Genomic DNA, 21,154 nt, shown 5'->3' with positions numbered 1-21,154 from the left:
CCATCGACAATCCCTCGATGAAGGAGACGGTGAACCTCCGGCGTTATGAGGTCAATTCACCGGTCGCACCACCCGCAGCCAGCACTGATCCACCTTGCCCGGCATAACATCCAGCCCCAGATAATTGGCGGCGTCGTACCCGCGGCTGTCACGGCCGACGGTGTCGGCGCCCTTGACACTTTGGGAGTCGATGATGCCTGCCGACGGCTCGTCATCGCGCCCGGCCTGCCGACGGGCCTTGGCCCGCAGCTCGGTCAGTAGCCTCTCCGTGACGCCGGCGTGTTCCCACTGCTGGAAATACCAGTACACGGTCTGCCAGGGCGGCAGGTCGGTGGGCAGGTAGCGCCACGGGCAGCCCGAGCGCACCACGTACAGGATGGCGTTGACGATCTCCCGGCGCGGATGCTTCTCCGGACGTCCACCAGTGTTCGGCTCGGGCAGCAAGGGCTCGATCAGCTCCCACTGCTCATCGGTCAGATCCGAGGGGTAACGATCAGGGGGCATCCAACCACCCTGGTAATCCGACGTACATCGCGATCGCCGTCGCCTTGGGGACGAGGATGGGAGCGAAACCGTCGGCGTCCGGATAGCTCCCGCTCACTGAGAATCTTTGGGTACGGGGTATGTGGGACTGCGCTGGTCACGGCGTCGCTGCTCGGCCGAGCCTTGTGATTGGTGCCCAGAGCGAGTTCCTCTTACGGAGCACCGCTGCGCAAGACGCGGGGTGCTTGGAGCGGCGCTTCCGGGGCAGACCGGCAAGACCCGATCCAGGTAGCCGAGGCGAGCTTCAAGAGGCCGGCAGCCCGTGGTCAACCGGTCATGGGACCGGGACATCGGGCACCCCAGCGAACACCGGGGCCACCGGGTCCGGCGCGGTGGCAGGATGGTCAACATGTCTGGCGAAAGTCCAGTCGTGACGCTCTCCGACGGCCTGGTCACCCTGCGGCCTTGGTCGAGAGATGACGTCCGGTTCATGGCCGAAGCAAGTGCCGACCCAGCGATCCGGCGCTATAACGGTAGCCATGACCGGCTGGGGCACCCGACTCCGCCGCTGTCGACCACGGACGCTGAGGGCGTGATCGACCAGTTCGGGTTGAACTGGCGTGCGTTTGCTGCGACTGGGACACCCTCTGGTGTTGCGTTCGCAATCCTCGACACCAGATCCGGCGAACTGGTCGGCTGCTGTGGCGTCGACGACTGGTCCAACGAGGACGTAGCACGGTTCGGTTACTGGATCGCACCAGATGCGAGAGGGCGCGGCTATGCGACTCGAGCGGTGATCCTGCTCACCCGCTGGCTGTTCGACATGGGAGCAGCTCGCGTCTTCCTGACGATCGTCGCAGGCAACGAGGCTTCAGTCGCTGTGGCTCGCCGAGCCGGGTTCGTGCATGAGGGAACGATGCGCGCACACAGCGTTTGGCAGGGCAAGCGCTGCGACGTGATGTGGTTCGCTGCGCTGCCGCTCGAGTGGGCAATGCGCCAGCCGGACGAAGGAAGCCACAACGCGCGACAAGGCGTCGCCTCTGCCGGCGACAGGGGCGCTTTCTGACGCGGCGATCAACTGAACATTCGGGCCGGTCTTCCTGGCGCTGCGACCTGCGCCGGATCGCCGAATCGGGCGCACCGTCTTGACACACCGCCGCCACCGCGGGTCCTCGGCCTCGGGAACATCGGTACAGCGGTCGATGCGGGAGGACTTGACGGGACCGCTCCCCATGGAACTGGTGCAGGCTGTTGCACCGCGTCTGGCGAAGGGGTGTGACGGTGCGGTTTCACCGAGTCTCTACGTTGCGACTGGGATTCGTATCGGTCCTGTCAATACCGGTGCTGCTGATCACCGCCTGTGGCGGTGGCTTGCCCGACAACGTGTACGAACTGGACAAGGCATGTGGCGGTGCCACATATGACGGCGCCACGCCGTACGCCGGTCCCCCTCCACATCGTGTCGCGGTGTTCATGCCTAGTGAGGTCGGCCAGCTCTTGCCAGAGGCGCCGGATTTGTCGGACCGATCCGCTGCGGTGGATGGCTATTTGGGGGAACCTACCGCCGTACAGCTGGTGGCCTGTGGCACCCTCGAGGGCGCCGAGCAGGGATCCAGTGACTGCGGGGGGTACGTCGGGCTCGCCCGGTCGATTCCGATGGTACGGGCGACTTATCGGATCCGGGTGCACGAGCTACGCACTCATCGTGAGGTGCGCTCCGTCGTTGTCAAGGGCGCGGACACTGCATGTCCTTCGTATATCAGCGCGAACTATACCCCGAAGCGATTCTTGAGCGGACTCACAGACGCTCAGTGGCAGTCCGTACTCGACGATTTGGTCGAGTGACCCCAGAGGGATCTTGCCCTTCGGGTTGCCAGTAAGGAAGGCGGCAAGAGCCGCGCTCAGGCGTTCGGTTCGCTGAACGGTCGTGTCTCGTTCGAGGATCCCTTGCGGACGAGCGATCGCAGGCGACGGGCAGTGCTAGGGACTGTTTTATAAGCAGGTCAGCCAGTCGTTGATGATGGCGATCTGGACGGTGGCTTCGTAGCGGACGGCCAGCTTGTCGTATCTGGTCGCGACGGCGCGGTGGCGTTTGAGCCGGTTGATGGCGCACTCGACGGCGTGCCGCTCGCGGTAGTCGATCTTGCAGAACCTTGGAGGACGGCCGCCCCGGCTGCCGCGGTTCTTGCGGTGGCGGACCTGATCGGCCTTCTCCGGGATCGTGCAGCTGATGCCGCGTCGCCGCAGGTAGGCGCGGTTGGCGCGGGAGCCGTACGCCTTGTCCGCCCGGACCTTGTCCGGCCGCTTTCGGGGACGGCCAAGGCCGAGCCTGGGCACGCTGATCTTCTCCAGCACCGGCTGAAACTGCGGGGAGTCGCCGCGCTGACCGGCGGTGACGATCAACGACAGCACCTTCTGTCCCTGCTCGCACGCCAGGTGCATCTTGGTGGTCAGCCCGCCCCGGGAGCGGCCGAGCCCGTGGTCGGCGGGCTCCACACTCACCCCGCCAGGCGGTTCTACCTGCAGATCCCCCTTTTACGCGCACCAGCGGCGTGCTGATGCGCCCGAGCGATCGACGAATCCACGCTCACGTCCCAGGTGATCAAACCTTTCGCGTCCGCCAGGGCCTGCAACTCCTGCACGATCCGCGCCCATGTGCCGTCCCGCTGCCAGCGCCGGAACAACCCGTAAACGGTCTCCCACTCGCCATAGCGAACAGGTACGTCCCGCCAGGGTGCACCCGTCCGCGTCCGCCACCCGAGCCGAACACTGGTGGGCGTCCGGAGAAGCATCCGCGCCGGGAGATCGTCAACGCCATCCTGTGGCCCCTAAAAACGATCTTCTCAAACACGCACTTAGAGGTCGCGCCGATAGGCGCTCGTCAGCGGCGGCGTGGCGTCGCCGGGGGAGGAGCCGCGCGAGCTTGGGCCGACCACGACGTCCTGCCACAGCTGGGACGCCCAGAACGACGCGTCGGCGCCCTTGACGAGCTTTCGTGTCGCGGTTCGCTCGCGATGATCGGTGGCCGCGGGCGGCGCGGTATCAGCGTTCAGGCCGTGCCTGTGGAGAGGGCGCGCAGATCGTCGAAGGCTTGGAGGAGATGCGCGTACAAGCTCTGTGAGGGGTCGTCGATCCAGGCTTGAGCCGCTTGGTGAAAGGCGGCCCAGCCGGTCTGAGCAGCCAGGCCGGCCAGCCGGTCGGGGATATCGCGCTGCCGCAGCGCCCGCGCTACGGCGTCGGTGAGCGACGCGGCCTTGGCCAGCTCGCGTCTTTGTCACCGGTGGTTCCGGCCTGACAGGCCCCGCCGTCGTCGCGGAGCTCGTCGCGGCCGGCCACACCGTCACCGGCCTGGCGCGCTCGGATGCCGCCGCCGCTCGGCTGGAGTCGCTGGGCGCCACACCACACCGCGGCTCCCTGGAAGATCTCGACAGCCTGCGCAGCGGCGCCGAAGCCGCCGACGGCGTCCTGCACATGGCCTTCGGTGGCGACTTCGCCGACACCGACGACATGATGAGACGCGACCGGGCCGCGATCGAGACGCTCGGCCAAGCGTTGGAACACACGGGCAAGCCGTTCGTCAGCACCTCGGGCACGCTGGTCATGCCCATCGGCCGGGAGAGCACCGAGAAGGACGAGCCCGACCTGGCCGGGATCGGCGGCTTCCGGATCCCTGGCGAGCGAGCTTGCCTGGGATCCGCCGCCCAGGGAGTACGCGCGAGCGTGGTCCGGCTCGCTCCTACCGTCCACGGCCACGGGGACCACGGCTTCATCGGCATGCTCGTCGCCACCGCACGAAGGACCGGCATGTCGGCCTACGTCGGCGACGGCGGCAACCGGTGGCCCGCGGTACATCGGCTCGACGCGGCGATCCTGTTCCGCCTGGCACTGGAGAAGGCTCCCGCGGGCAGTGTGCTGCACGGAGTAGCCGAAAGCGGCGTCACCCTGAAGAGCATCGCGGAGACGATCGCTCGGGTCCTCGATCTGCCCACGGTCTCGCTGACCCCGGACGAGGCCGCCGCGCACTTCCCAAGCCCGTTCATGGCCACTGTCTACGGCATCGACGCGCCCGTCTCCGGCTCTTACACCCAGGAACTGCTCGGCTGGTCGCCCACCCACCCGACACTGCTCGACGACCTGGAGCACGGCGATTACCTCACGCCGGCCTCCTGACCCCCTCACACCGGTTCACCACCCCCATCGCCCGAACCTTCGGTCTCGAGAACTGGCGGATGGCGATCGACATCAGCCAGAGTGCGGCGGTCACTGCGCCCGGCTGGCTGCTGGAGACAGGGGGAGTGAGACGCTGAGCTGCTGGCCAGGGGACCTGATTGTCAGGGGATGTGACCCCGGCTTCCCGTCCTGCTCGGCGTCGTCGAGCAGTTTCCTCGCCCGGTCCAGGTCACCGAGCCGGACCCGCGACACCGGCCGGCCGTTGTTGGCGGCAGCTTACGAATCTACATTGTAAAGGCGCTCGGTCGAGTTCAAAATCCATTTATGGCACTGAAGAACGGGCTTCGCCCGTACAGCAACACAGCAGCACGCCCAAAATTCCACCTTCGAGCGACTCCCCGCGGCTGCTCTTGGCATCGGCGGACAACGTCATCGGCTCGGCGGTGTTCGGGTCGTGTACTGGTGGAGTCGTCTATTCAACTGTCGCGAGTTGTGCGACGGAACAAGCCCGATGATGACCGTGCGTGCACGCCGGCGAGCGTTATGGGCCTCCTGCTTCGCCTTCGTCCATACGGAGTCAGGCCGTTCAGAGCGCGGCGCGAACGGCGTGCATGGAGATAGCCTCACGGATATCGCGTCGGACGGTAGCCGCTGCGCACCTACGATCAGTGATGCGATCTTTCTCGCAGAGACTGGCCTCACCGTCAGGCGCGATCGTTATCTGGGGTTGTTGACCTCTTCCCGCAGATCGGAGCCCGATGATCTTGTCAGGCACGTAAGGCACGTTGGCCGGCCTTGAAGGCATGGTGCATTCACGGCGCCGGCAGACCGGCCAGAGTTCGCGCAGCTGGGCTTCGGCGTCCTGGCAGCGTTCGACGGCCCGCCTGCGCCGCCGGGCAACCTCGGCCAGGGCCTGGTCGTGGGTGAGGCCGTCCCGGGCCGACAGGAAGAGCACCAGGTTCGACTTCTCGCCGTGGCGTCTGGATTCCCGCTCGGCTGAGACCGCGTCGTTCACGAGGACGACGATGGTGTTCGCCGACTTTGCTGAGAACAGTGATGTTCGGAACCCCCGTAAGATGTGGCCAGTGGGGTGGGAGACACTCGGGCAGTGGGGCGAAGACGTCGCTCGCATCGAATCGCTCGCTGGCGGAGTCGCCAACGACGTGTGGAGCGTGCGCGTCAACGGGCACCTCGCGGTCGGTCGTCTCGGTGCCAGGAGCGACGCTGATCTCGCGTGGGAGACCGAGCTCCTCCAACACCTCGACCGTGAAGGTCTGACCGTGCCGGTGCCGATCCCGACTACGGACGGCCGGCTGTTCGTCGACGGTCTGGTGGTGATGACCTACCTGGATGGCGGACCGCCCGAGACGCAGGCCGACTGGCGTCGCGTGGCCGGCACGCTCCGCGAGCTGCATCGGTTGACGCAGGGCTGGCCGCAGCGCCCAGGTTGGCGATCGTCGACCGACCTCCTGCACGCCGAGACCGGGACGAGGATCGACCTCGGCGCGATGCCCCCTGAGAGCGTTGCTCGATGCCGGGCAGCGTGGGCGCGGCTCACCGGACGTCAGACATGCGTCGTCCACGGCGACGCCAACAACCCTGGCAACGTCCGCATGACCGCGAATCAAGTCGCCCTGATCGACTGGGACGAGTCGCACGTCGACGTCCCCGACCTCGACCTCGTGCTGCCCGACAACGCCGCCGGGCTAGACGACGGCGCGTACGACATCGCCGCGCAAGCGTCGGCCGCATGGGAGGCCGCCGTCTGCTGGGACGACGAGTTCGCAGTCAAGCGGCTCGCCGAAGTTCGAGCGGTCTGAGAACGGGTTCGAGGAGTGGGGTTATTGGCGGTCGAGTGCGCACATCACCGTCCGTGCCGGGCCTCAAGTGGTCCTCAAATGCGGCCGATTAGCCTTACTATCGCCAACCGTTGATGGTCAGGTCGGGGTGGGTGGCCGCGTTCAGCAGCCGGCGGCCCCAGCCGTAGGTCATCGGCAGCCAGTTGAAGTCGTGATCCGGTCCGACGATGTCGGCTAGCTCGATCAGCTTCATCATCTCCACCATCGCGGCGAGCGGCTTGGCCACGTGCCACGCGCTGCGCATCCGTTCCGGAGCGACGGTGTCGGCCCAGGCGGCGAAGTAGGCGTCGAGGTAGCTCGCTGCGTCCGGCTCAGACGTGTCGAGCAGCCATGAGGCCAGATCGAACAACGGGTTCGTGACGGTGGCGAAGCTCCAGTCGTGCAACAGGATCTCGTCGTCGCGCACGATCACATTGCCCGGGTGGAAATCGCGGGCCAGGGTTGACCCCACGTCGTCGGCCAGCGAGGCCGGCGTGAGCGGGACGCACCCCGCGGCGATCAGCTCATCCCTGCGGTGGATGGTCTCCTTCTGCACCATGACCAGCTGTGTCAGGCATGCGCGACGCTGCTCTGCGGAGACCGTCCAGCCATCCACGCCGCCGAAGTCCTCGGCGAGCCACCAGCGGTCACCGGGTGATATCGCGGTGATGGTGGAGAATGGCGCGATGCGCAAGGACGCCAGGTACCGCGTGATGTCAGGTTCGCGAGCCAGCCTCGGCAGGACCGCTTTCAGGTACAGGTCACCTCGGTCAGTCGGCGTGCGGAGCACGGCGGACATGCTCCAGTGCTTGATCTGACGGCTCGGACCGAGCCGCATGCGATCGGCAGTCTTGATCTCCCTGTCGATGTAGGACTCGGCTCGCTCGAACCAGCCGGGCCTGAACCAGTCGGAGGCGGGTGGCCGGGATCGCGCCGTGCTTGTCGACTGCTGACAGCACTCCGCTTGCCATTAGGAGTTCTGGCAGGTGAGCGGCGGTCCGTCAAGGCTCAGTTCGTGAAATGCGTCGTGGGTGAGGGGAATCTGCCCGCGACCGAGCTGCTGTAGCAGTTGAGCGGCGTTTCCCGGCTGGTTGCGGCGCATGCAGCCAGGCCAGGCCGCTGCTCGGCTGATCCATCGCCACCGGCAGATCGAACAGGGGCGTCAGCTCCGGGCGGATGCGGCCGGAGCCGTCATCCAGGAGAAGGGCGAGCCGGTCGGTGAGGGTGCCTTGGTCGCCGCGTACACGCCGAACGCCTCATCGCCGACGTCCACATTGGTAGAGCCGTTCAAGATTACAGAGGCGCCGTCGTTGAGCAGCGGCAGCGCCTTTTGAACGGTGAACAGCGTGCCTCGGACGTTGATACCGAAGAGGGTGTCGAAGTGCTCATCGGTGACCTGCTCAAGCGGCACGAATGCGGCGACGGAGGCATTGGCGAACAGGACGTCCAGGCCCCGTCCCCGGCTGCGGATCGTCTCGTAGAGCCGGTCCAGGTCGGCCAGTTCCGAGATGTCGCCGATCACCGCGGTAGCCGCTGAACCGATCACTTCGACGGCCGCGTCGAGTTCGGTCTTGCGCCGGCCGGTGATGAACACGTGTGCGCCCTCGGTCGCCAGCCGGTGGCCGGTGGGGTGAGGTGACACCTGGCAGTCCACCGCGAACGCGAAAGTCTCCGCCCAGGTTGGTGCTGTGCGTGCGACAGCTCCAGCCGATGCTGCTCGCGCCCACCGGCCCCACTTGACCTGACGCCAGCTCGGCGTCGGTGAACGGGGCGTCTCAGCAATGGGGAGTCGCTTGAGCGGAGCGGGTCAGCCGTGGGTCAGGTTCTGGAGGCCGACCACGCGCAGTAGTTCCAGCCGCTCGTAGGACTTGCTGCCCGGGCGAGCGGTGTAGACGATCAGCCGCTGGTCGTGCTCCGGGTTCAGCAGTACTTCACAGTCCAGCTCCAGCAGGCCGACGACCGGGTGCAGGAAGCGCTTGACGTCGGCGCGGCGTACGGCGACGTGGTGGGCGTCCCACAGCGCTGAGAACTCCTCGCTGCGGGCGCGGAGCCGGCGTACGAGCCTTGCCAGCCGTGCGTCGTCCGGGCGGCGGGCGAGTGTGGCGCGCAGATCCGCCACCGCTACGCGGGCGGCGTGTTCGTGGTCCTCGGCCGGGAAGAGTTCCCGCGCGGAGGGGTCGGTGAAGTAGCGCCAGGTGACGTTGTGGTCCGCCTCGGGGCGGGTGGACGCGTCACCGTGGAGTGCCTTGGCCATCGCGTTCTGCGCGAGGATGTCGCCGCCGTCGCTCACCACCTGGGCTGGGGTGTCGGTCAGCCGGTCGAGGACGAGGAGCAGGCCGGGGCGGACGTGCTCCGTGGTCGGCCGGTTGCGTGGGGGCTCCTCGCCGGCCAGATGGAAGAGGTGGTCCCGTTCGTCGCCGGTCAGTCGCAGCGCGCGGGCGACGGCGGCGAGCATCTGGCGGGACGGGCGTGAGCCCCTGGCCTGTTCCAGTCGCGTGTAGTGGTCGGTGGACATGCCTGCCAGCTGCGCCACCTCCTCGCGGCGCAGCCCGGGGGTGCGGCGTCGTGCGCCCTGCGACAGCCCCACGTCGGCAGGGGCGAGTCGGGTGCGGCAGCGGCGCAGGAAGTCGGCCAGTTCGGTTCTGTCCACGCCTTCCACCATGCCCCAGCACGCCGGACGCAGCCAGGGACCGCCCGTCCCCGGATAAGGCCGTCTCTCCCATCGAGGCCTGCACTGTCGCACGCTGGAATCCGGCTCGGCGGACCGGCGGCGCCCCGTAGGTGTCGCGTGCCACACACGGCACCTGTATCCGCCATCCACGATTTTGCCGGTGTTACGAATACCGGATTTTTTGCGAAGAAGGGTATAGTGCGCATGCAGTATCGCACGCTCGGCCGGACTGGTATCAAGGTCAGCCCCTATGCGCTCGGCGCATTGATGTTCGCCACGTCCGTCGGCAACCCCGACCCCGACGACTCGGCCCGCATCATCCACAAAGCGCTGGACGCGGGGATCAACCTCATCGACACCTCCGACGCCTACGGGGACTCCGAAGAGGTCGTCGGTAAGGCGCTCAAGGGGCGACGGGACAACGTCGTCCTCGCGACCAAGGTGAGCCGCCCGATGGGCGACGACCCCAATCAGCAGGGTGCCTCGCGGCGCTGGATCATGACCGCGGTCGAGAACTCGCTGCGCCGCCTGCAGACCGATCACATCGACCTTTACCAGATTCATCGGCCTGACCCCGGCACCGGCATCGATGAGACGCTTTCGGCGCTCTCGGACCTGATCCACAGCGGCAAGGTCCGTGCGATCGGGTCGTCCACGATGCCCGCCTCCGACATCGTCGAAGCCCAGTGGGTCGCCGAGCGGCGCGGTCTGGAACGGTTCCACACGGAGCAGCCGCCGTACTCGATGCTCAACCGCAGCATCGAACGCGAGGTGCTGCCGGTCGCTCAGCGCTTTGGGGTGGGCACGCTGGTGTGGGGCCCGCTCGGGCAGGGACTGCTCACGGGGCGCGTCCGCAAGGGCCGGCAGAACGAACTCCGCCGCGCCGGCTTCTTCAAGCACCTCAACGACGAGCGCCGTCTCGACGCCGTGGAGCAGTTCATCTCGCTCGCCGAGAAGGCGGGGTTGCCGCTGACCCACCTCGCCATGGCGTTCGCGATCGCTCATCCCGGCGTGACCAGCGCACTGATCGGCGTCCGCACCATGGACCACCTCGACGGCCTGCTCACCGGCTTGGACGTGACCCTCACCGACGACATCCTCGACCGCATCGACGAGATCGTCCCGCCCGGCACCGAGATCGGGACCCTCGACCAGGCCTACCAACCCCCGGCCCTGGAGAACCCGAGCCTGCGCCGCCGTCCCCTGACCGCACGCGCCGCGGCCTGACCACAGATCCCACTGCACCAGCGCACCAGAAGGGTTCCGTCATGAGCGACATCACCATCGGCTGCGCGATCGACGGCGGTCAGCGCGGGCGTCTCGGTTCCGAGGATGTGGGGGCGCCTCGGTCACCGGGGCGCGGAGTTGTCCGTATTTGGGTCCCGTCCCGGTAGCGATCTCCGGGCGGGTCTTGCGGGAGTTTGACTTCCGCTCGCCGGCGGTGCGGTCCATCACGAGGCCGCGCCGCCGGTGAGGGTTCTGCTTGCGGGATCTCAGTGCGGCGTCGGCAATGGCCGTACGATCGCTTGGACTGCCTACGACGATGAGTTTTCGTCTCGCGATCGGTCACTAGCTGTGGCAGAGCTGCCTGCAGAAGGAGAGCCCGATGCCGAGCTCAATGGTGAACTTCTTCGCGATCATCGTCCGTCGCTCCGGTGCGATGGGGTTGAAGTCATGCTGATCTACTCGATGAGCGTCTCGGTGGACGGCGGACTACCTGCGGCTGCGCCGAGGGCGGAGCCGAGTGAGTAGAAGACCATGTAGCTGCCGATGACGCTGCTGGTGTGATCCGGATGCGCGGCGGTGAGCTGGTGCTGGTTGCTCACATGCACGCCCTGGATCGCGAAGTCGAGAACCGTGATTCCGACGATGAGGAGCCACAGTGACCACGGCAGCTGCGCGATCGCTGCCCACGAGAGGATGAGCAGGGCCCGCACACTCGCTCAGGTGTACCGACACTTCGGTGAGGTCGACGCCGCAAAACATCGCCGCTGTACGAGCGCGTCGCCGTCGCCCTGAGTGAGTCCGACGAGGCGCTGCGCGCCATTGAGGCGGCGCCGGCGTGCAAGCGGCACCCCACGGTTATCCTCGCCGCGCTGGCCCTGTGCGGATGATGCTCAGCTCAGGCGGGCTCGCAGGAGGCAGAATTCGTTGCCTTCGGGGTCGGTCAGGACGTGCCAGGGCTCTTCGCCGGTCTGGCCGATGTCGGCCGGGCGCGCGCCGAGCTTCAGGAGGCGTTCGAGTTCGGCGTCCTGATCGCGGTCGGTGGCGTTGACGTCGATGTGCAGCCGCGGCCTGCCCGCGTTGGGCTCGGTCGTGGGGCTGAAGATCAAAGTCGGCTGCAATCCGCCGAACCCTTCCCGTGGTCCGATCTCCACCGCGCCGTCTTCGGTGTCGAGCACGATGAAGCCCAGCACCTCGCACCAGAACGCCGCCAGCCGTTGCGGATCCCGGCAAGCGATCACCAGTTCAGAAATGCGACAAGCCATGATCGGCACCTTACGGGGCATCAACCGCACGCAGCAAATCCTTAACCGGCCCAGGGCCGCGACGCAGTGGGAACCCGGGAGCGGCGGGCCGGCCCGCCGCTCCCGGGCTGCCCTGCCGCCCGGACCTTGATCAGTCGGCCGTGGGAGCGAACAGGACGCGGCCTTCCGGTGGCGACGAGCTCGTTGAACTTCACCACCTTCTCCTGGGTGGCCGGGGTCGCTGACGAGCTGGTCGAGCGGGACCGAGGCGGTCGCCGTGACGGCAAGCAGAGGCACCACACCCGCCAGTGGTCACCTCGGTCCCACCACGCCTCCCGACCCTATACAGCGGGCATGACGACGAACGAGAAACCCGCGCTCGTTGTGCGGTTGAGGGGGAGGTCGCACTTGATCCGGCGCTCGACCTCGCCCCTGCTGATCCCGAGCCCCTGGGCGATCAGCCGCTCCGGGCGGACGGGCACGGGATCGAGGAAACCGACGTCCACCCGGTACGACCAAGCCGCCTCGACGGCCGATGACTCCAGCTGCCACGCGCCACGCCAATCGAGGGTGAACCGATTGCGCCGTGCGACCGCAGGGTCTAAGAGCGCGTGAGCGACGAGCGCCTGATCGTTGTTCTCGAAGGCGCAGAGCCTGGCCGGATCCAGCGATCGGACCGGCACCCGCTCATGGACCGTGATCTTCGAGGTCCGATCGCAGCAGACACAACGGACGAGCAGCCACACATCAAGCAGCTTGCCGTTGGCGTTGATCCGGAACCTGCCTTCGCCGACGGTGGCCGCCTCCGCACGGCAGTCCAGGCAACGCATGGCGAGCAGCGGCAGCCGAGTCCTCCGCACGGTCCAGGGCAGCACGAAATGATCTCTATGGGATTGTGAAGACATGATCTCTCTAAGACCTGACACAAAACGCTGAGCAGCCAGGGCGACTCAGAGATTCAGAGCAGCCCGGCGAGACCGACCACGAGGTCGGTGAGAAAGCGCAGAAGAAGATGTCAGGCAGCTAGAGCAGGCGGCGTCACGCGACAGTCCCCACGACGAATCCGATAGTGCTGGCCGCACGCTATTGGTTCACCGGCCGGCGCCACAATCGAATTTGTCTCCTGCCGATCATCGGTGAGCGCCCAGGGTGCGGGGCCGAGATCGCCGTCGCTCGTCTGCGACGTGAGATGGCGCGCTCGCGGCGGGCGCTGATGCGGGCTGGGCCTGGTCGACGGCCTTCTGCCGGCGCGGCAGTCCCGGCCCGTACCGGTGCCGGAAAAGACTTGTGCTGGACGCGGACCGGCGGTGACCTCGTCGGGGTTCGGATCAGGTGTGGGAACCTGATCCGAACCCATTGGTACGTCCCTCCAACCGAGCGCGTTGCATACAGAACCTTTGACTACGCGCTTAGACGAAGTACCGGGCCTGCAGGCGGAACAACTCGGCGTAAAGCCCGTCGGCCTCACTCAGCGTGTCGTGAGTGCCGACCTCGACGACCCGGCCGCCGTCCAGAACCACGATGAGATCAGCCGCCCGGGCGGTGGTGAAGCGGTGCGTGACGAGGATTGTCACGCCGCCCTCCAGGCGGCTCAGGTCGGCGTACCGCTGGAACAGCCGCTCCTCGGCCCGTGCGTCGAGACTGGCGGTGGGCTCGTCCAGGATCCGCAGCAGCGGCGCCTGCCGCATCGCCGCCCGGGCGTTGGCGACCGTCTGCCACTGGCCTCCCGACAGCCCCTTGCCGTCCCACGATTTTCGCCCGAGCCGGGTCTCCAGGCCCTCGGGCAGCGAAGCGAGGAGCTTGTCGCCGCCGGCCGTCCGCAGCGCCTCGTGGATCCGCTCCGGGTCGTCGCGATGCTCGAGCCAGCCCAGCCCGATCGTGTCCTTCAGGGACATCTCGATGTGTACCGGGTCCTGGAAGGCCGCCGTGATCCGAGTACGCCAGTCCTCTGGTGCGAACTGCGCGAGATCGGTCCCGTCCACCAGGATGCGCCCCGCGCTCGGCCGGTAGAGACCGCTGAGCATCTTGACGAACGTCGACTTCCCCGCGCCGTTCTCGCCGACCAGGGCCACCACGGCGCCGGCCGGGAGCTCGAGGTTGATGTCGTTCAGTGAAGGCTGATCGCGGTTCCAGTACTGGAAGCTGAGACCCTCCACCTTGATGCCGCCGTCCAGCCGGGCCGGCACCGTCACCGTCGTGGCCTGTACGACGGCCGCCCGCTCCACGTCGCAGTCCTCCACCACGTCGAGGAACGCCCGGGTCGCCCGAAGCGACTCCAGCGTCCAGAAGGTCATGCTCAGCAAGTTCTGCACCTGCCCGGTGATCTGGCTGCTGACGGCGACGGCCGCGACGACGAGGCCCAGCGAGGCGTCCCCGGCCAGGCCGGCCCGCACCATCAGGACGATGGCGGTCGCGTACGCCAGCACGAAGAACAGCCAAGCCAGCGCGACCGGTACCCGTGCCCGTCGATCAGTCCGGGCGATGTCCTGGCCTCCGGAGTTCCACGCATCGCGGTGCCTCCGCCGCAGCTCGCTCGCCAGTCCGAAGAGGCGGGTCTCGCGACCGGGTGCGGCTGTGGTGGCGAGCGTGAACAGATGACCGGCCAGCCGGGTCCGGGGCGTGGCGCGCTGCACGGCCTGACCGCGCTTCTTGTCTGCCGCCTGGGTGGCCAGTACCGCGGGGACGGCGAAGAGCGGCAGCACGGCGAGGATGGGAACGACCGAGGCCATCAGGACGGCCGAGGCGATCAGGGCCAGCGCGGCTCCGGCCAGCCACATCAGCCGGTCGAAGGCCGGCCCGATGTCGACCCGCGCACCACGGACCACCGCCGCCTTGTCGGAGCGGCTCGAACGCTCGTGGATCTCCAGCGTCGGCGTCGTGCCGACCACGTCGATGAACTGGCGCTCGACTTCGTTCTGGATCTCCTCCTGCAGGCGAAGGCGGGTGAAGTAGCCGGCGATGAAGGTGCCCTGGGTGAGCATCACGAAGATCGCCACACACAGCGCGAGTGTCACCACGCCGCTGGTCGAATGCCGGCTCGCCACCTCGCTGAACAGTCCGAGCAGCACTGCGAGGCCGATCCCGGTGGCCTGCTCGAGAATCGCCACCGCCACCACGAGCAGGGACCGGGCCCGGTCGATGCGGGGTCCGATCGTGAGGACGAAGTGCAGGGCGCTGATCAAGACGGTGCCTCCTCGAAACGCTTCGCCTGCAGGCGGAACAGCTCGGCGTACCGGCCGTCGGCAGTGATCAGATCCTCGTGCGTGCCATCCTCGATGATCTGGCCGTGATCGAGCACGACCACCCGCTCCGCCTTGCGCACGGTCGCGAACCGATGCGAGATCGCGATGGTGGTGGCGCTCGCGGTGAGCTCGTGGAACGTGTCGTAGAGCTGAGCCTCGGCGCGGGCGTCAAGGCTCGCGGCCGGCTCGTCCAGGATCAGCAGCCGTGCGCCGTGCCGCAGGCCGAACAGTGCCCGGGCGATGGCGATGCGCTGCCACTCGCCGCCCGATGCGTCGACCCCGCCGGTGAAGCCACTGGACATCACCGTTTCCCAGCCGTTCGGGAGTCCCTCGATGAACGTCAGGAGCCCGGCCTGGCGCGCCGCAGCGCGCAGGCCCTCCTCGTCGTCCGCATGGGCCAGGGAACCGAAGGCGATGTTGTCCCGCACGGTCAGCTCATAGCGGCCGAAGTCCTGGAAGACGGCGACCACCTGACGCTGCCAGCTCCGGCGGTTGGCGTCCTCGATCGGGGTCGCGCCGACGCGCACGGAACCCCCGCTCGGAGCGTCCAGGCCGGCGATGAGCCGGGCCAGCGTCGTCTTGCCGGCCCCGTTGAGACCGACGATGGCGAGCGACTGACCCGCGGGAACGGCGAGGTCGATGCCGTGTAGCACCTCGCCTGCGGCGCCGCCGTAGCGGAAGCGCAGATCCTCGCAGGAGATGGTCGCGACCGGCGCCGGCCAGAGGTCGGTGTCCGGACCGACCGGCGTCGCCACGACCGGAAAAGCGAACGCCTCAGCGGCCGCCTTCGAGCCGAAGCCGATGCGGAGGTCGTCCTCGTCCGCCCGGAGCACCTGGAGGAGCGCCCGGACGGCAAGGCCACCGAGCGCCAGATCACCCACCGTCGAACCTCCGGTTGCCGCCCGGTACCCCAGGTAGTGGAAAACCGAGGCAACCGTGACGCCGGTGACCACGACCACGATGACGACGAACAAGCGATGCTCACGCCGTCGTTGCCAGACCTCCATCATGTTCACGCGCCACTCCGACTGGTAGGCATCGCGGAAGAAAGCCGCGAGGCCGAAGAGACGGACTTCCCGGGCCACACCCGGCGTGGTCGGCACGTCTCGTAAGTAGGACGTACGGCGGAGCTTCGTCGTCTGACTCACGGTCTCGATGACGGCGATCCGGTAGTTCCGGACCAGCCGGGAGTGGATCACGACGAAGATGGCGAAGACGATGAGCCCCAGCCCCCAGGTGACACGGGTGAGCAAAGCCGCGGAGCCGATGCTGGTCACCCACATCGAGGCCTTGGTGGAGAAGCCGAAGATCGCTTCCCCGGGCGGCATGTCGATGGTCCCGTCGCCCCGGGCCCGCTCGAGCCGGCCGAGGTAGGCCGGATCCTCGAGGTGGCCGATGGTCGCCGGCTCGGAGGCTGCCATCATCACTCGCTCGCTGAGCCGGCCGGTGATCCGGCGGCCGAGTGCCCGGCCCAGAGCCGTCCGTGCGGACTCGGTGATATGAGTGAGGAAGAACAGCACGACGATGAGGACGACCCAGCGATAGCACTCCCGCGCCGCCGAGGTGCCCAGCCCTTGGCCGATCGCCGAGGTGAGCCCGTCCACCAGCTCACCGATTCCCAAGGTGATGCCGACCGGGGCCGCACCGGCGAGGACGGCCAAGACCGCGGTCAGGGTGGTCAAGGCCGGTGCCACGGAGAGGGAATATCCGACCAGGGCGGGTGTCACCCACCGCGTCGCCGGGGGCGGCAGCCGACTCGTGTCCGCGGTCACGCGTGCTCCTCGTCGTCGAGGTTACGGGCGATCGTGCCCCGGACCTGGGCGCTTGACATCTTCTCTCCTGGTCGGCTGCGGGTGCTTCACTCATGGCCGCTCTCCGGGAACTCCCGACCGATGACCGACGACAACGCTGTCGCCGGCACCGGGGGTTCCTCGAATTTCTCGTCCAGATCGGAGAGGGCTGTGACAGCTCCCACACCGAACTCGAGCCGGCCCGGCGAGGCGACGAGCGTCCGAATGGTGACACTGGTGTCCACTGCGCCGCAATGCAATTAATAGGCTGATCCGCCCGGAATAGGCGACCCATGTCCGTGCGGCTGAGTGGCTGTGGCCGAGTACTCCTGGCGGAGCCCGCGTTTGAGCACCTTCCCGGTGACACCAACCGGGACCGATTTCACGTCCGCCGCCTGGACATCGGTCACGCTGCTGCGCCGGCTGGCAACCACTCCCGCACCTGTACCAGGCGTTCATGGAGCTCGGCCGGGCAATCCGCACCATGACGTTATGGATGCCAGGAAATGTTCAGAGGTCGTCGCGCCGCTCTACCTGGCCATGGACGCGCCACCGGCCTATGCGGAGCCTGGTCCTGGCCGTCTGGCCGATCGTAGGGGGTTTCGGCGTGCCAGTACCCGGCTCAGAGGTGGCACCGGGCCCCTTCGGCCGGGGATTCGAGGTCGATGAGGTAGGCGGCCACGGCCTCGTTGACGCAGGCGTTGCCGGCCAGGAGGGCGCCGTGCTGCTCGCCCTCGACGGTGAGCAGGCTGCCGCCCAGCTCCTTGGCCAGGTTGATGCCGCCCTCGTGCGGCGTGATGGCGTCGCCCGTGACGGAGACCGTCAGCGTGCCGGGCAGGCCCTTGATGTTCGTGGCGTACGGGTAGCCGAGCGTCGGCTTGACGGGCCAGTGCTCGCAGCCGTCGCGCGCCTCCTTGATCGGGCGGCCGTGGTCGGTGAACGGCGCCGCCTCGAACGCCGCCCGGTTCAGCGCGATCTCTTGCTTCGGCGTGTGGCGCTCCTCGTCCAGGCAGTTGATCGCAAGCGTGGCCTCGAGCGAGTTGGGGTAGACGCCGTCGGCGGTCCGCCCGTGGTAGCTGTCGCGCAGCTTCAGCAGGCTGTCGCCCTTGCCCGCCTCCAGCTCGGCGATGCCCGCGATCGCGACGGGCCAGAGCGCCTTGGTGTACAGCGCGGCCGTCACCCCCTCGACGGCCTGCTCGAAGGTCAGCCCGCGCCCGTCGGACGTCCGCGCGGGCTTGTCGATCAGCGGCCGGACGAGTTTCTGGAAGACCTTGGTTGCGCGGTCGGGGTCGGTGCCGAGCGGGCAGTCCGGCTTGGTGGCGCACGAGGCGGCCATGCGCTCGAACGAGGCCTGCATCCCGGTGGCCTGCTGGATACGTCGCTCGTGGGTGCCCGCCAGCGGGTCCATCGCCCCGTCGAGCACCAGCGCGCGGACCTTCTTCGGGAACATCTCCGCGTACACGGCGCCGAGCCGGGTGCCGTAGCTGGTGCCCGTGAAGGAGAGCTTCTCATCGCCCAGAGCCTGGCGCAGCACGTCCATGTCCCGCGCGACGTCGCGGGTGCCGACGTGCGCGAGCACTTGCCTGCCGCCGGAGCGCTTGGCGCACTGCTGGAGGAGCCGGCGGGTTTCCTGCTTGGTCCAGTCGTCGATGCCGGCGGGGATCGAGGAGAGCTTCGCGCCGCGGTCGCGCTCGGCGTCGGTGTAGCAGTCGAGCGCCGGCTTGGAGGCGCCGACGCCGCGCGGGTCGAACCCGACCAGGTCGAAGCGCTCAGTGATCGGCGATTTCGCCCACACTGCGGCGGTAATGGCGGCATGCTCCGTGCCGGGGAAGCCGGGACCGCCGGGGTTCAGCACGAGCGAGCCGATCGGATCCTTGCCGCGCGCGGGCACCCGCAGCAGCGCGATCTCCGCCTGCTCGCCCTTCGGGTTCTGGTAGTCGAGCGGCACCTTGAGCCGCGCGCACTCGGCTTTGACGGCCGGCGCGCCCGGCGGCATCTGCGGATCGCAGGGCTTGAACGCCGGCTTCTGTCCATAGAAGCGGTCCAGGCCGGTGCCGGGGGAGGCGGGCCGCTGACCGGCCTGGAGAGTGCCGGCCTGCCCGCCGGCCTGGCCGGGGCAGGCGCCGAGCAGCAGCGTCAGCGCCGCGGCGCCCAGGACAACGGCCGGTCTCTTGCGATATGGCATGTGCTTTCTCCCATTGTCGGAGGTGATGCTCAACCGGGGGTTTGAGGGCCGGTGCGCGGCGCCGCCGAGGGCGTGGACGTGCATGCGTCGGAGCACGTCGAGCTGCGCTTTCGTTGTACGAATCCCGCCGCGCCGGCACCACCGTCCTGGCCTTGCGTTCGTCACCGGTCAGGGCGTGTTACTCCAGGCTGGTCAGCCACGGATACTCGGCCGGCTCGCGACGAAACCGCAGGGCCAGGCGTCATGTACTCCCCTGGTCGTGCTGTTTGCGACACCGAGCCAACAGCGTGCCCTTGGGGCACAGTCAAGCCTCGATGCCGGCTTGGGCGCGCGCCGAGACGTCTGGGCCCCCGTTTTGACTGTGCCCTTGGGGCATGGTGTGGACTGTAGTCAGGGACGCGTGGCGTGGGCGCCCGCGGCTGCGGACGTCGAGGGAGGCAGACAATGGCGTGGAGCACCCGGCAACTTGCCGATCTTACGGGCTCGACGGTGAAGGCCATTCGGCATTACCACGAGATCGGGTTGCTGGATGTGCCGGAGCGCGCGGCCAACGGGTACAAGCAGTACAAGGTCTCGCATCTGATCCGGCTCTTGCAGATCAAGCGGTTGCGTGATCTGAGGGTGCCGCTGTCGCAGATCACCGCGATGGGGCGGGCCGACGAGGAGCCGGACGAGGCGATCCGGGTGCTGGATGCCGAGCTGGAGGCGACGATCGAACGGCTCAATCGGGTGCGTGCGGAGCTGGCTGTCATCTTGCGTCATCGCGCACCGATGCATTTGCCGCCCGAATTCGCTCCCCTCTCTCGAGACCTCTCCGACACAAACCAGTCCTTGTTCATGGTCTTTTCGACGCTTTTCAGCGAGGAGGGCATGGAGGAATTCCGTCAGATCATCGCCGTGCGCGATGACACCGGTGAGGAGTTCGATGCCCTTCCTCCGGACGCCGGCGATGCCACGGTCGACCGGATCGCCGGGCGAATTCTGCCACTGGTCCGCAGGATGCGGGAAGAGCACCCGTGGTCGAACGACCCGGTGGCGGATTCGCCACGAGGAGCGGAGCTGGCAGAAAGCACGATGGCACACGCGGTGGTGGAGCTCTACAACCCCGCACAGCTACGAGTCCTGCAGCGCCTGAACGTCCTCCTCGAACAGGCAGCGGACACGAACGACGACATGCTCCGACACGGCGCTGTCCACGGCGCGCGCGCAGGCGCGCACGAAGAATGATGACCGGGACGGCTGGAACCTCATTGTCGAGTCCCTCGGGCCGAGCAGGGACTGACGATCAGTGCGTCGCGTTGCGCGGAGCTCAGGCGGTCCGGCCTCGGGGTGATGGCGAACGCGCCGCGCCCGACCTGCTCCACGGTGAGCGGATCGGAGAGGATCGGACGACGGCTGATCGCGTCCAGGGCGTCGGCCGCCCGCTGGATGGGCCAGTCCAGTGCCGTGGCGAGTTCGTCCACGGTGAGTGGGCGAGCGGCGTACGCCAGCGCGGCCAGCACTGTCAGCGCGTCGCGGACGGCGGCGTCGGTGAGGCCGCTGTCGTTCATCTGCTCGCTGATCCAGGTGAAGAACTGAGCCATCTGGCCCAGCCGGGTGCCGGCGGGCGTGTCGGCGCCGAAGATCTCGATCCCGTGCCGCGCGGCCGCCGCGACCTCGGCGTGTGCCCCGGTGTCGGCTTTGAACGCCCGGAGCCAGACGTCGTCGTCGATGACGTACCGCTCGCGGCGGCCGGAATCCTGTGTGCGCCTGACCAGCTCGATCGCCTCGAGGTAGCCGATGGCCTTGGACACCGACGCCGGGCTGACCTGTAGCCGGCGTACGAGCTCGGCGGACGTCAGGCCCCCGGAGCCGGAGGTGAGCAGGCAGACGAACACGCGAGCGGGCATCCGGGGAAGACCGGTCCCGACCAGCAGTGTCGCGAACTGCTCCACGAAACCGCGCACGGACTCGGCCGGCCGCCCGTCGGCTGGTGGCTCCGTGGCCTGAACCGGTCTTCGGCGGCGGGCGCGCTGCCCGGCGGCCTGCTGGGCGCGGTCGGCCAGGTAGCCGCCGGGCGCGCTGTTGCGTGCCACTTCGCGGCTGATCGTGGATGTGGGTCTGCCCAGCCGCCTGGCGATCTCGGCGTATCCCAGCCCTTCGGCCAGCCAGATCGCGATCTGCCGGCGATCTTCGTGGGTCAGCCTGTCTCCGGGCATCGGCTCGCCCCTGTCTGTTCGGGTTCACGGGTGCGTTCACCAACAGTACATTGCAACGGATGGTTGGGTATTGCATTTATCAACAATTCTATTGCAACGATCGGTATGA

Annotated in this window: 18 protein-coding genes and 3 pseudogenes; 6 read left to right on the top strand and 15 right to left on the bottom strand. The window is 67.9% G+C overall.

Features of this window, described 5'->3' with window-relative positions; translation table 11 throughout:
• Positions 1-129: 129 nt before the first annotated feature.
• Positions 130-504, bottom strand: a pseudogene (locus ITP53_RS29475) (IS5 family transposase); the annotation flags it as partial.
• 409 nt (positions 505-913) lie between these two features.
• Between ITP53_RS29475 and ITP53_RS29470 the strand changes: the two are divergent.
• Entirely contained in the window at positions 914-1,549 is a 636-nt protein-coding gene (locus ITP53_RS29470) for a GNAT family N-acetyltransferase (RefSeq protein WP_195898718.1), read from the top strand.
• Positions 1,550-2,475: 926 nt separating this feature from the next.
• On the opposite strand, the gene ITP53_RS29465 is transcribed toward ITP53_RS29470, so the two are convergent.
• The gene (locus ITP53_RS29465) at positions 2,476-2,985 is read right to left on the bottom strand and encodes an IS5 family transposase (RefSeq protein WP_207756572.1); all 510 of its coding nucleotides are present in this window, start codon (positions 2,983-2,985) and stop codon (positions 2,476-2,478) included.
• A gap of 14 nt (positions 2,986-2,999) precedes the next feature.
• Positions 3,000-3,275 carry a transposase gene (locus ITP53_RS61280; protein ID WP_207756571.1) on the bottom strand — a complete coding sequence of 92 codons (276 nt, stop codon included), beginning with the start codon at positions 3,273-3,275 and terminating at the stop codon, positions 3,000-3,002.
• A gap of 487 nt (positions 3,276-3,762) precedes the next feature.
• Between ITP53_RS61280 and ITP53_RS29460 the strand changes: the two are divergent.
• Positions 3,763-4,653, top strand: a pseudogene (locus ITP53_RS29460) (SDR family oxidoreductase); the annotation flags it as partial.
• 586 nt (positions 4,654-5,239) lie between these two features.
• Here the strand turns inward: ITP53_RS29460 and ITP53_RS29455 are convergent.
• Positions 5,240-5,668: a hypothetical protein gene (locus ITP53_RS29455; RefSeq protein ID WP_195898717.1), complete on the bottom strand. Its 429-nt coding sequence runs from the start codon at positions 5,666-5,668 to the stop codon at positions 5,240-5,242.
• A gap of 10 nt (positions 5,669-5,678) precedes the next feature.
• Between ITP53_RS29455 and ITP53_RS29450 the strand changes: the two genes are divergently transcribed.
• Positions 5,679-6,473: a phosphotransferase gene (locus ITP53_RS29450; protein WP_207756570.1), complete on the top strand. Its 795-nt coding sequence runs from the start codon at positions 5,679-5,681 to the stop codon at positions 6,471-6,473.
• Between the two features lie 97 nt (positions 6,474-6,570).
• Here ITP53_RS29450 and ITP53_RS29445 read toward each other — a convergent pair whose 3' ends face one another.
• From ITP53_RS29445 to ITP53_RS29435, 3 genes are all read right to left on the bottom strand, one after another.
• Complete coding sequence (locus ITP53_RS29445) at positions 6,571-7,281, bottom strand: phosphotransferase family protein (RefSeq protein ID WP_195898716.1); 711 nt, start codon at positions 7,279-7,281, stop codon at positions 6,571-6,573.
• 372 nt (positions 7,282-7,653) lie between these two features.
• On the bottom strand, positions 7,654-8,133 hold the full coding sequence (locus ITP53_RS29440; RefSeq protein WP_328816149.1) for an SDR family NAD(P)-dependent oxidoreductase: 480 nt from the start codon (positions 8,131-8,133) through the stop codon (positions 7,654-7,656).
• A 165-nt stretch (positions 8,134-8,298) separates the two neighbouring features.
• Positions 8,299-9,141, bottom strand: coding sequence for a helix-turn-helix transcriptional regulator (locus tag ITP53_RS29435; protein WP_195898715.1), 843 nt, complete (start codon positions 9,139-9,141; stop codon positions 8,299-8,301).
• Between the two features lie 225 nt (positions 9,142-9,366).
• On the opposite strand from ITP53_RS29435, the gene ITP53_RS29430 reads away from it, so the two are divergent.
• On the top strand, positions 9,367-10,389 hold the full coding sequence (locus ITP53_RS29430) for an aldo/keto reductase (RefSeq protein ID WP_195898714.1): 1,023 nt from the start codon (positions 9,367-9,369) through the stop codon (positions 10,387-10,389).
• Between the two features lie 455 nt (positions 10,390-10,844).
• Here the strand turns inward: ITP53_RS29430 and ITP53_RS57985 are convergent, their stop codons facing one another.
• Positions 10,845-11,099: a hypothetical protein gene (locus tag ITP53_RS57985; RefSeq protein ID WP_236051297.1), complete on the bottom strand. Its 255-nt coding sequence runs from the start codon at positions 11,097-11,099 to the stop codon at positions 10,845-10,847.
• Positions 11,100-11,147: 48 nt separating this feature from the next.
• Between ITP53_RS57985 and ITP53_RS61275 the strand changes: the two are divergent.
• Positions 11,148-11,276: pseudogene (locus ITP53_RS61275) on the top strand (DUF2332 family protein); the annotation flags it as partial.
• A 3-nt stretch (positions 11,277-11,279) separates the two neighbouring features.
• Here the strand turns inward: ITP53_RS61275 and ITP53_RS29415 are convergent.
• The 6 genes from ITP53_RS29415 to ITP53_RS29390 form a co-directional block, all read right to left on the bottom strand.
• Positions 11,280-11,651, bottom strand: coding sequence for a VOC family protein (locus tag ITP53_RS29415; RefSeq protein ID WP_195898721.1), 372 nt, complete (start codon positions 11,649-11,651; stop codon positions 11,280-11,282).
• 320 nt (positions 11,652-11,971) lie between these two features.
• Entirely contained in the window at positions 11,972-12,505 is a 534-nt protein-coding gene (locus ITP53_RS29410) for a DUF1062 domain-containing protein (RefSeq protein ID WP_328816142.1), read from the bottom strand.
• 534 nt (positions 12,506-13,039) lie between these two features.
• The gene (locus ITP53_RS29405) at positions 13,040-14,812 is read right to left on the bottom strand and encodes an ABC transporter ATP-binding protein (protein ID WP_195898712.1); all 1,773 of its coding nucleotides are present in this window, start codon (positions 14,810-14,812) and stop codon (positions 13,040-13,042) included.
• Positions 14,809-16,644 (bottom strand): ABC transporter ATP-binding protein, encoded by a 1,836-nt coding sequence (locus ITP53_RS29400; RefSeq protein ID WP_195898711.1) that lies wholly within the window; start codon positions 16,642-16,644, stop codon positions 14,809-14,811. Before ITP53_RS29400 ends, ITP53_RS29405 begins: the two co-directional genes overlap by 4 nt.
• Before the next feature lie 86 nt (positions 16,645-16,730).
• The gene (locus ITP53_RS29395; protein WP_195898710.1) at positions 16,731-16,907 is read right to left on the bottom strand and encodes a hypothetical protein; all 177 of its coding nucleotides are present in this window, start codon (positions 16,905-16,907) and stop codon (positions 16,731-16,733) included.
• 377 nt (positions 16,908-17,284) lie between these two features.
• The gene (locus tag ITP53_RS29390; protein ID WP_195898709.1) at positions 17,285-18,847 is read right to left on the bottom strand and encodes an alpha/beta hydrolase; all 1,563 of its coding nucleotides are present in this window, start codon (positions 18,845-18,847) and stop codon (positions 17,285-17,287) included.
• Between the two features lie 444 nt (positions 18,848-19,291).
• On the opposite strand from ITP53_RS29390, the gene ITP53_RS29385 reads away from it, so the two are divergent.
• Positions 19,292-20,074, top strand: a complete 783-nt coding sequence (locus tag ITP53_RS29385) for a MerR family transcriptional regulator (RefSeq protein ID WP_195898708.1) — start codon at positions 19,292-19,294, stop codon at positions 20,072-20,074.
• A gap of 20 nt (positions 20,075-20,094) precedes the next feature.
• On the opposite strand, the gene ITP53_RS29380 is transcribed toward ITP53_RS29385, so the two are convergent.
• A complete protein-coding gene (locus ITP53_RS29380) occupies positions 20,095-21,045 on the bottom strand; it encodes a helix-turn-helix domain-containing protein (protein ID WP_195898707.1) in 951 nt (316 codons plus the stop codon).
• Between the last annotated feature and the right edge of the window lie 109 nt (positions 21,046-21,154).

The sequence above is a fragment of the Nonomuraea cypriaca genome, assembly GCF_015645445.1.
Taxonomy (GTDB): Bacteria; Actinomycetota; Actinomycetes; order Streptosporangiales; family Streptosporangiaceae; genus Nonomuraea; species Nonomuraea cypriaca.
Note: the sequence above shows the minus strand (reverse complement) of the source record. Positions and strands in the feature narration are given on the sequence as shown.

What these genes read in the sequence shown, in the direction of transcription:
- ITP53_RS61280 (WP_207756571.1), bottom strand. Translation starts at nt 3,275, where the DNA reads ATGCTTCTCCGGACGCCCACCAGTGTTCGGCTCGGGTGGCGGACGCGG.
- ITP53_RS29450 (WP_207756570.1), top strand. Translation starts at nt 5,679, where the DNA reads ATGGTGTTCGCCGACTTTGCTGAGAACAGTGATGTTCGGAACCCCCGT.
- ITP53_RS29430 (WP_195898714.1), top strand. Translation starts at nt 9,367, where the DNA reads ATGCAGTATCGCACGCTCGGCCGGACTGGTATCAAGGTCAGCCCCTAT.
- ITP53_RS29415 (WP_195898721.1), bottom strand. Translation starts at nt 11,651, where the DNA reads ATGGCTTGTCGCATTTCTGAACTGGTGATCGCTTGCCGGGATCCGCAA.
- ITP53_RS29390 (WP_195898709.1), bottom strand. Translation starts at nt 18,847, where the DNA reads ATGCCATATCGCAAGAGACCGGCCGTTGTCCTGGGCGCCGCGGCGCTG.
- ITP53_RS29385 (WP_195898708.1), top strand. Translation starts at nt 19,292, where the DNA reads ATGGCGTGGAGCACCCGGCAACTTGCCGATCTTACGGGCTCGACGGTG.
- ITP53_RS29380 (WP_195898707.1), bottom strand. Translation starts at nt 21,045, where the DNA reads ATGCCCGGAGACAGGCTGACCCACGAAGATCGCCGGCAGATCGCGATC.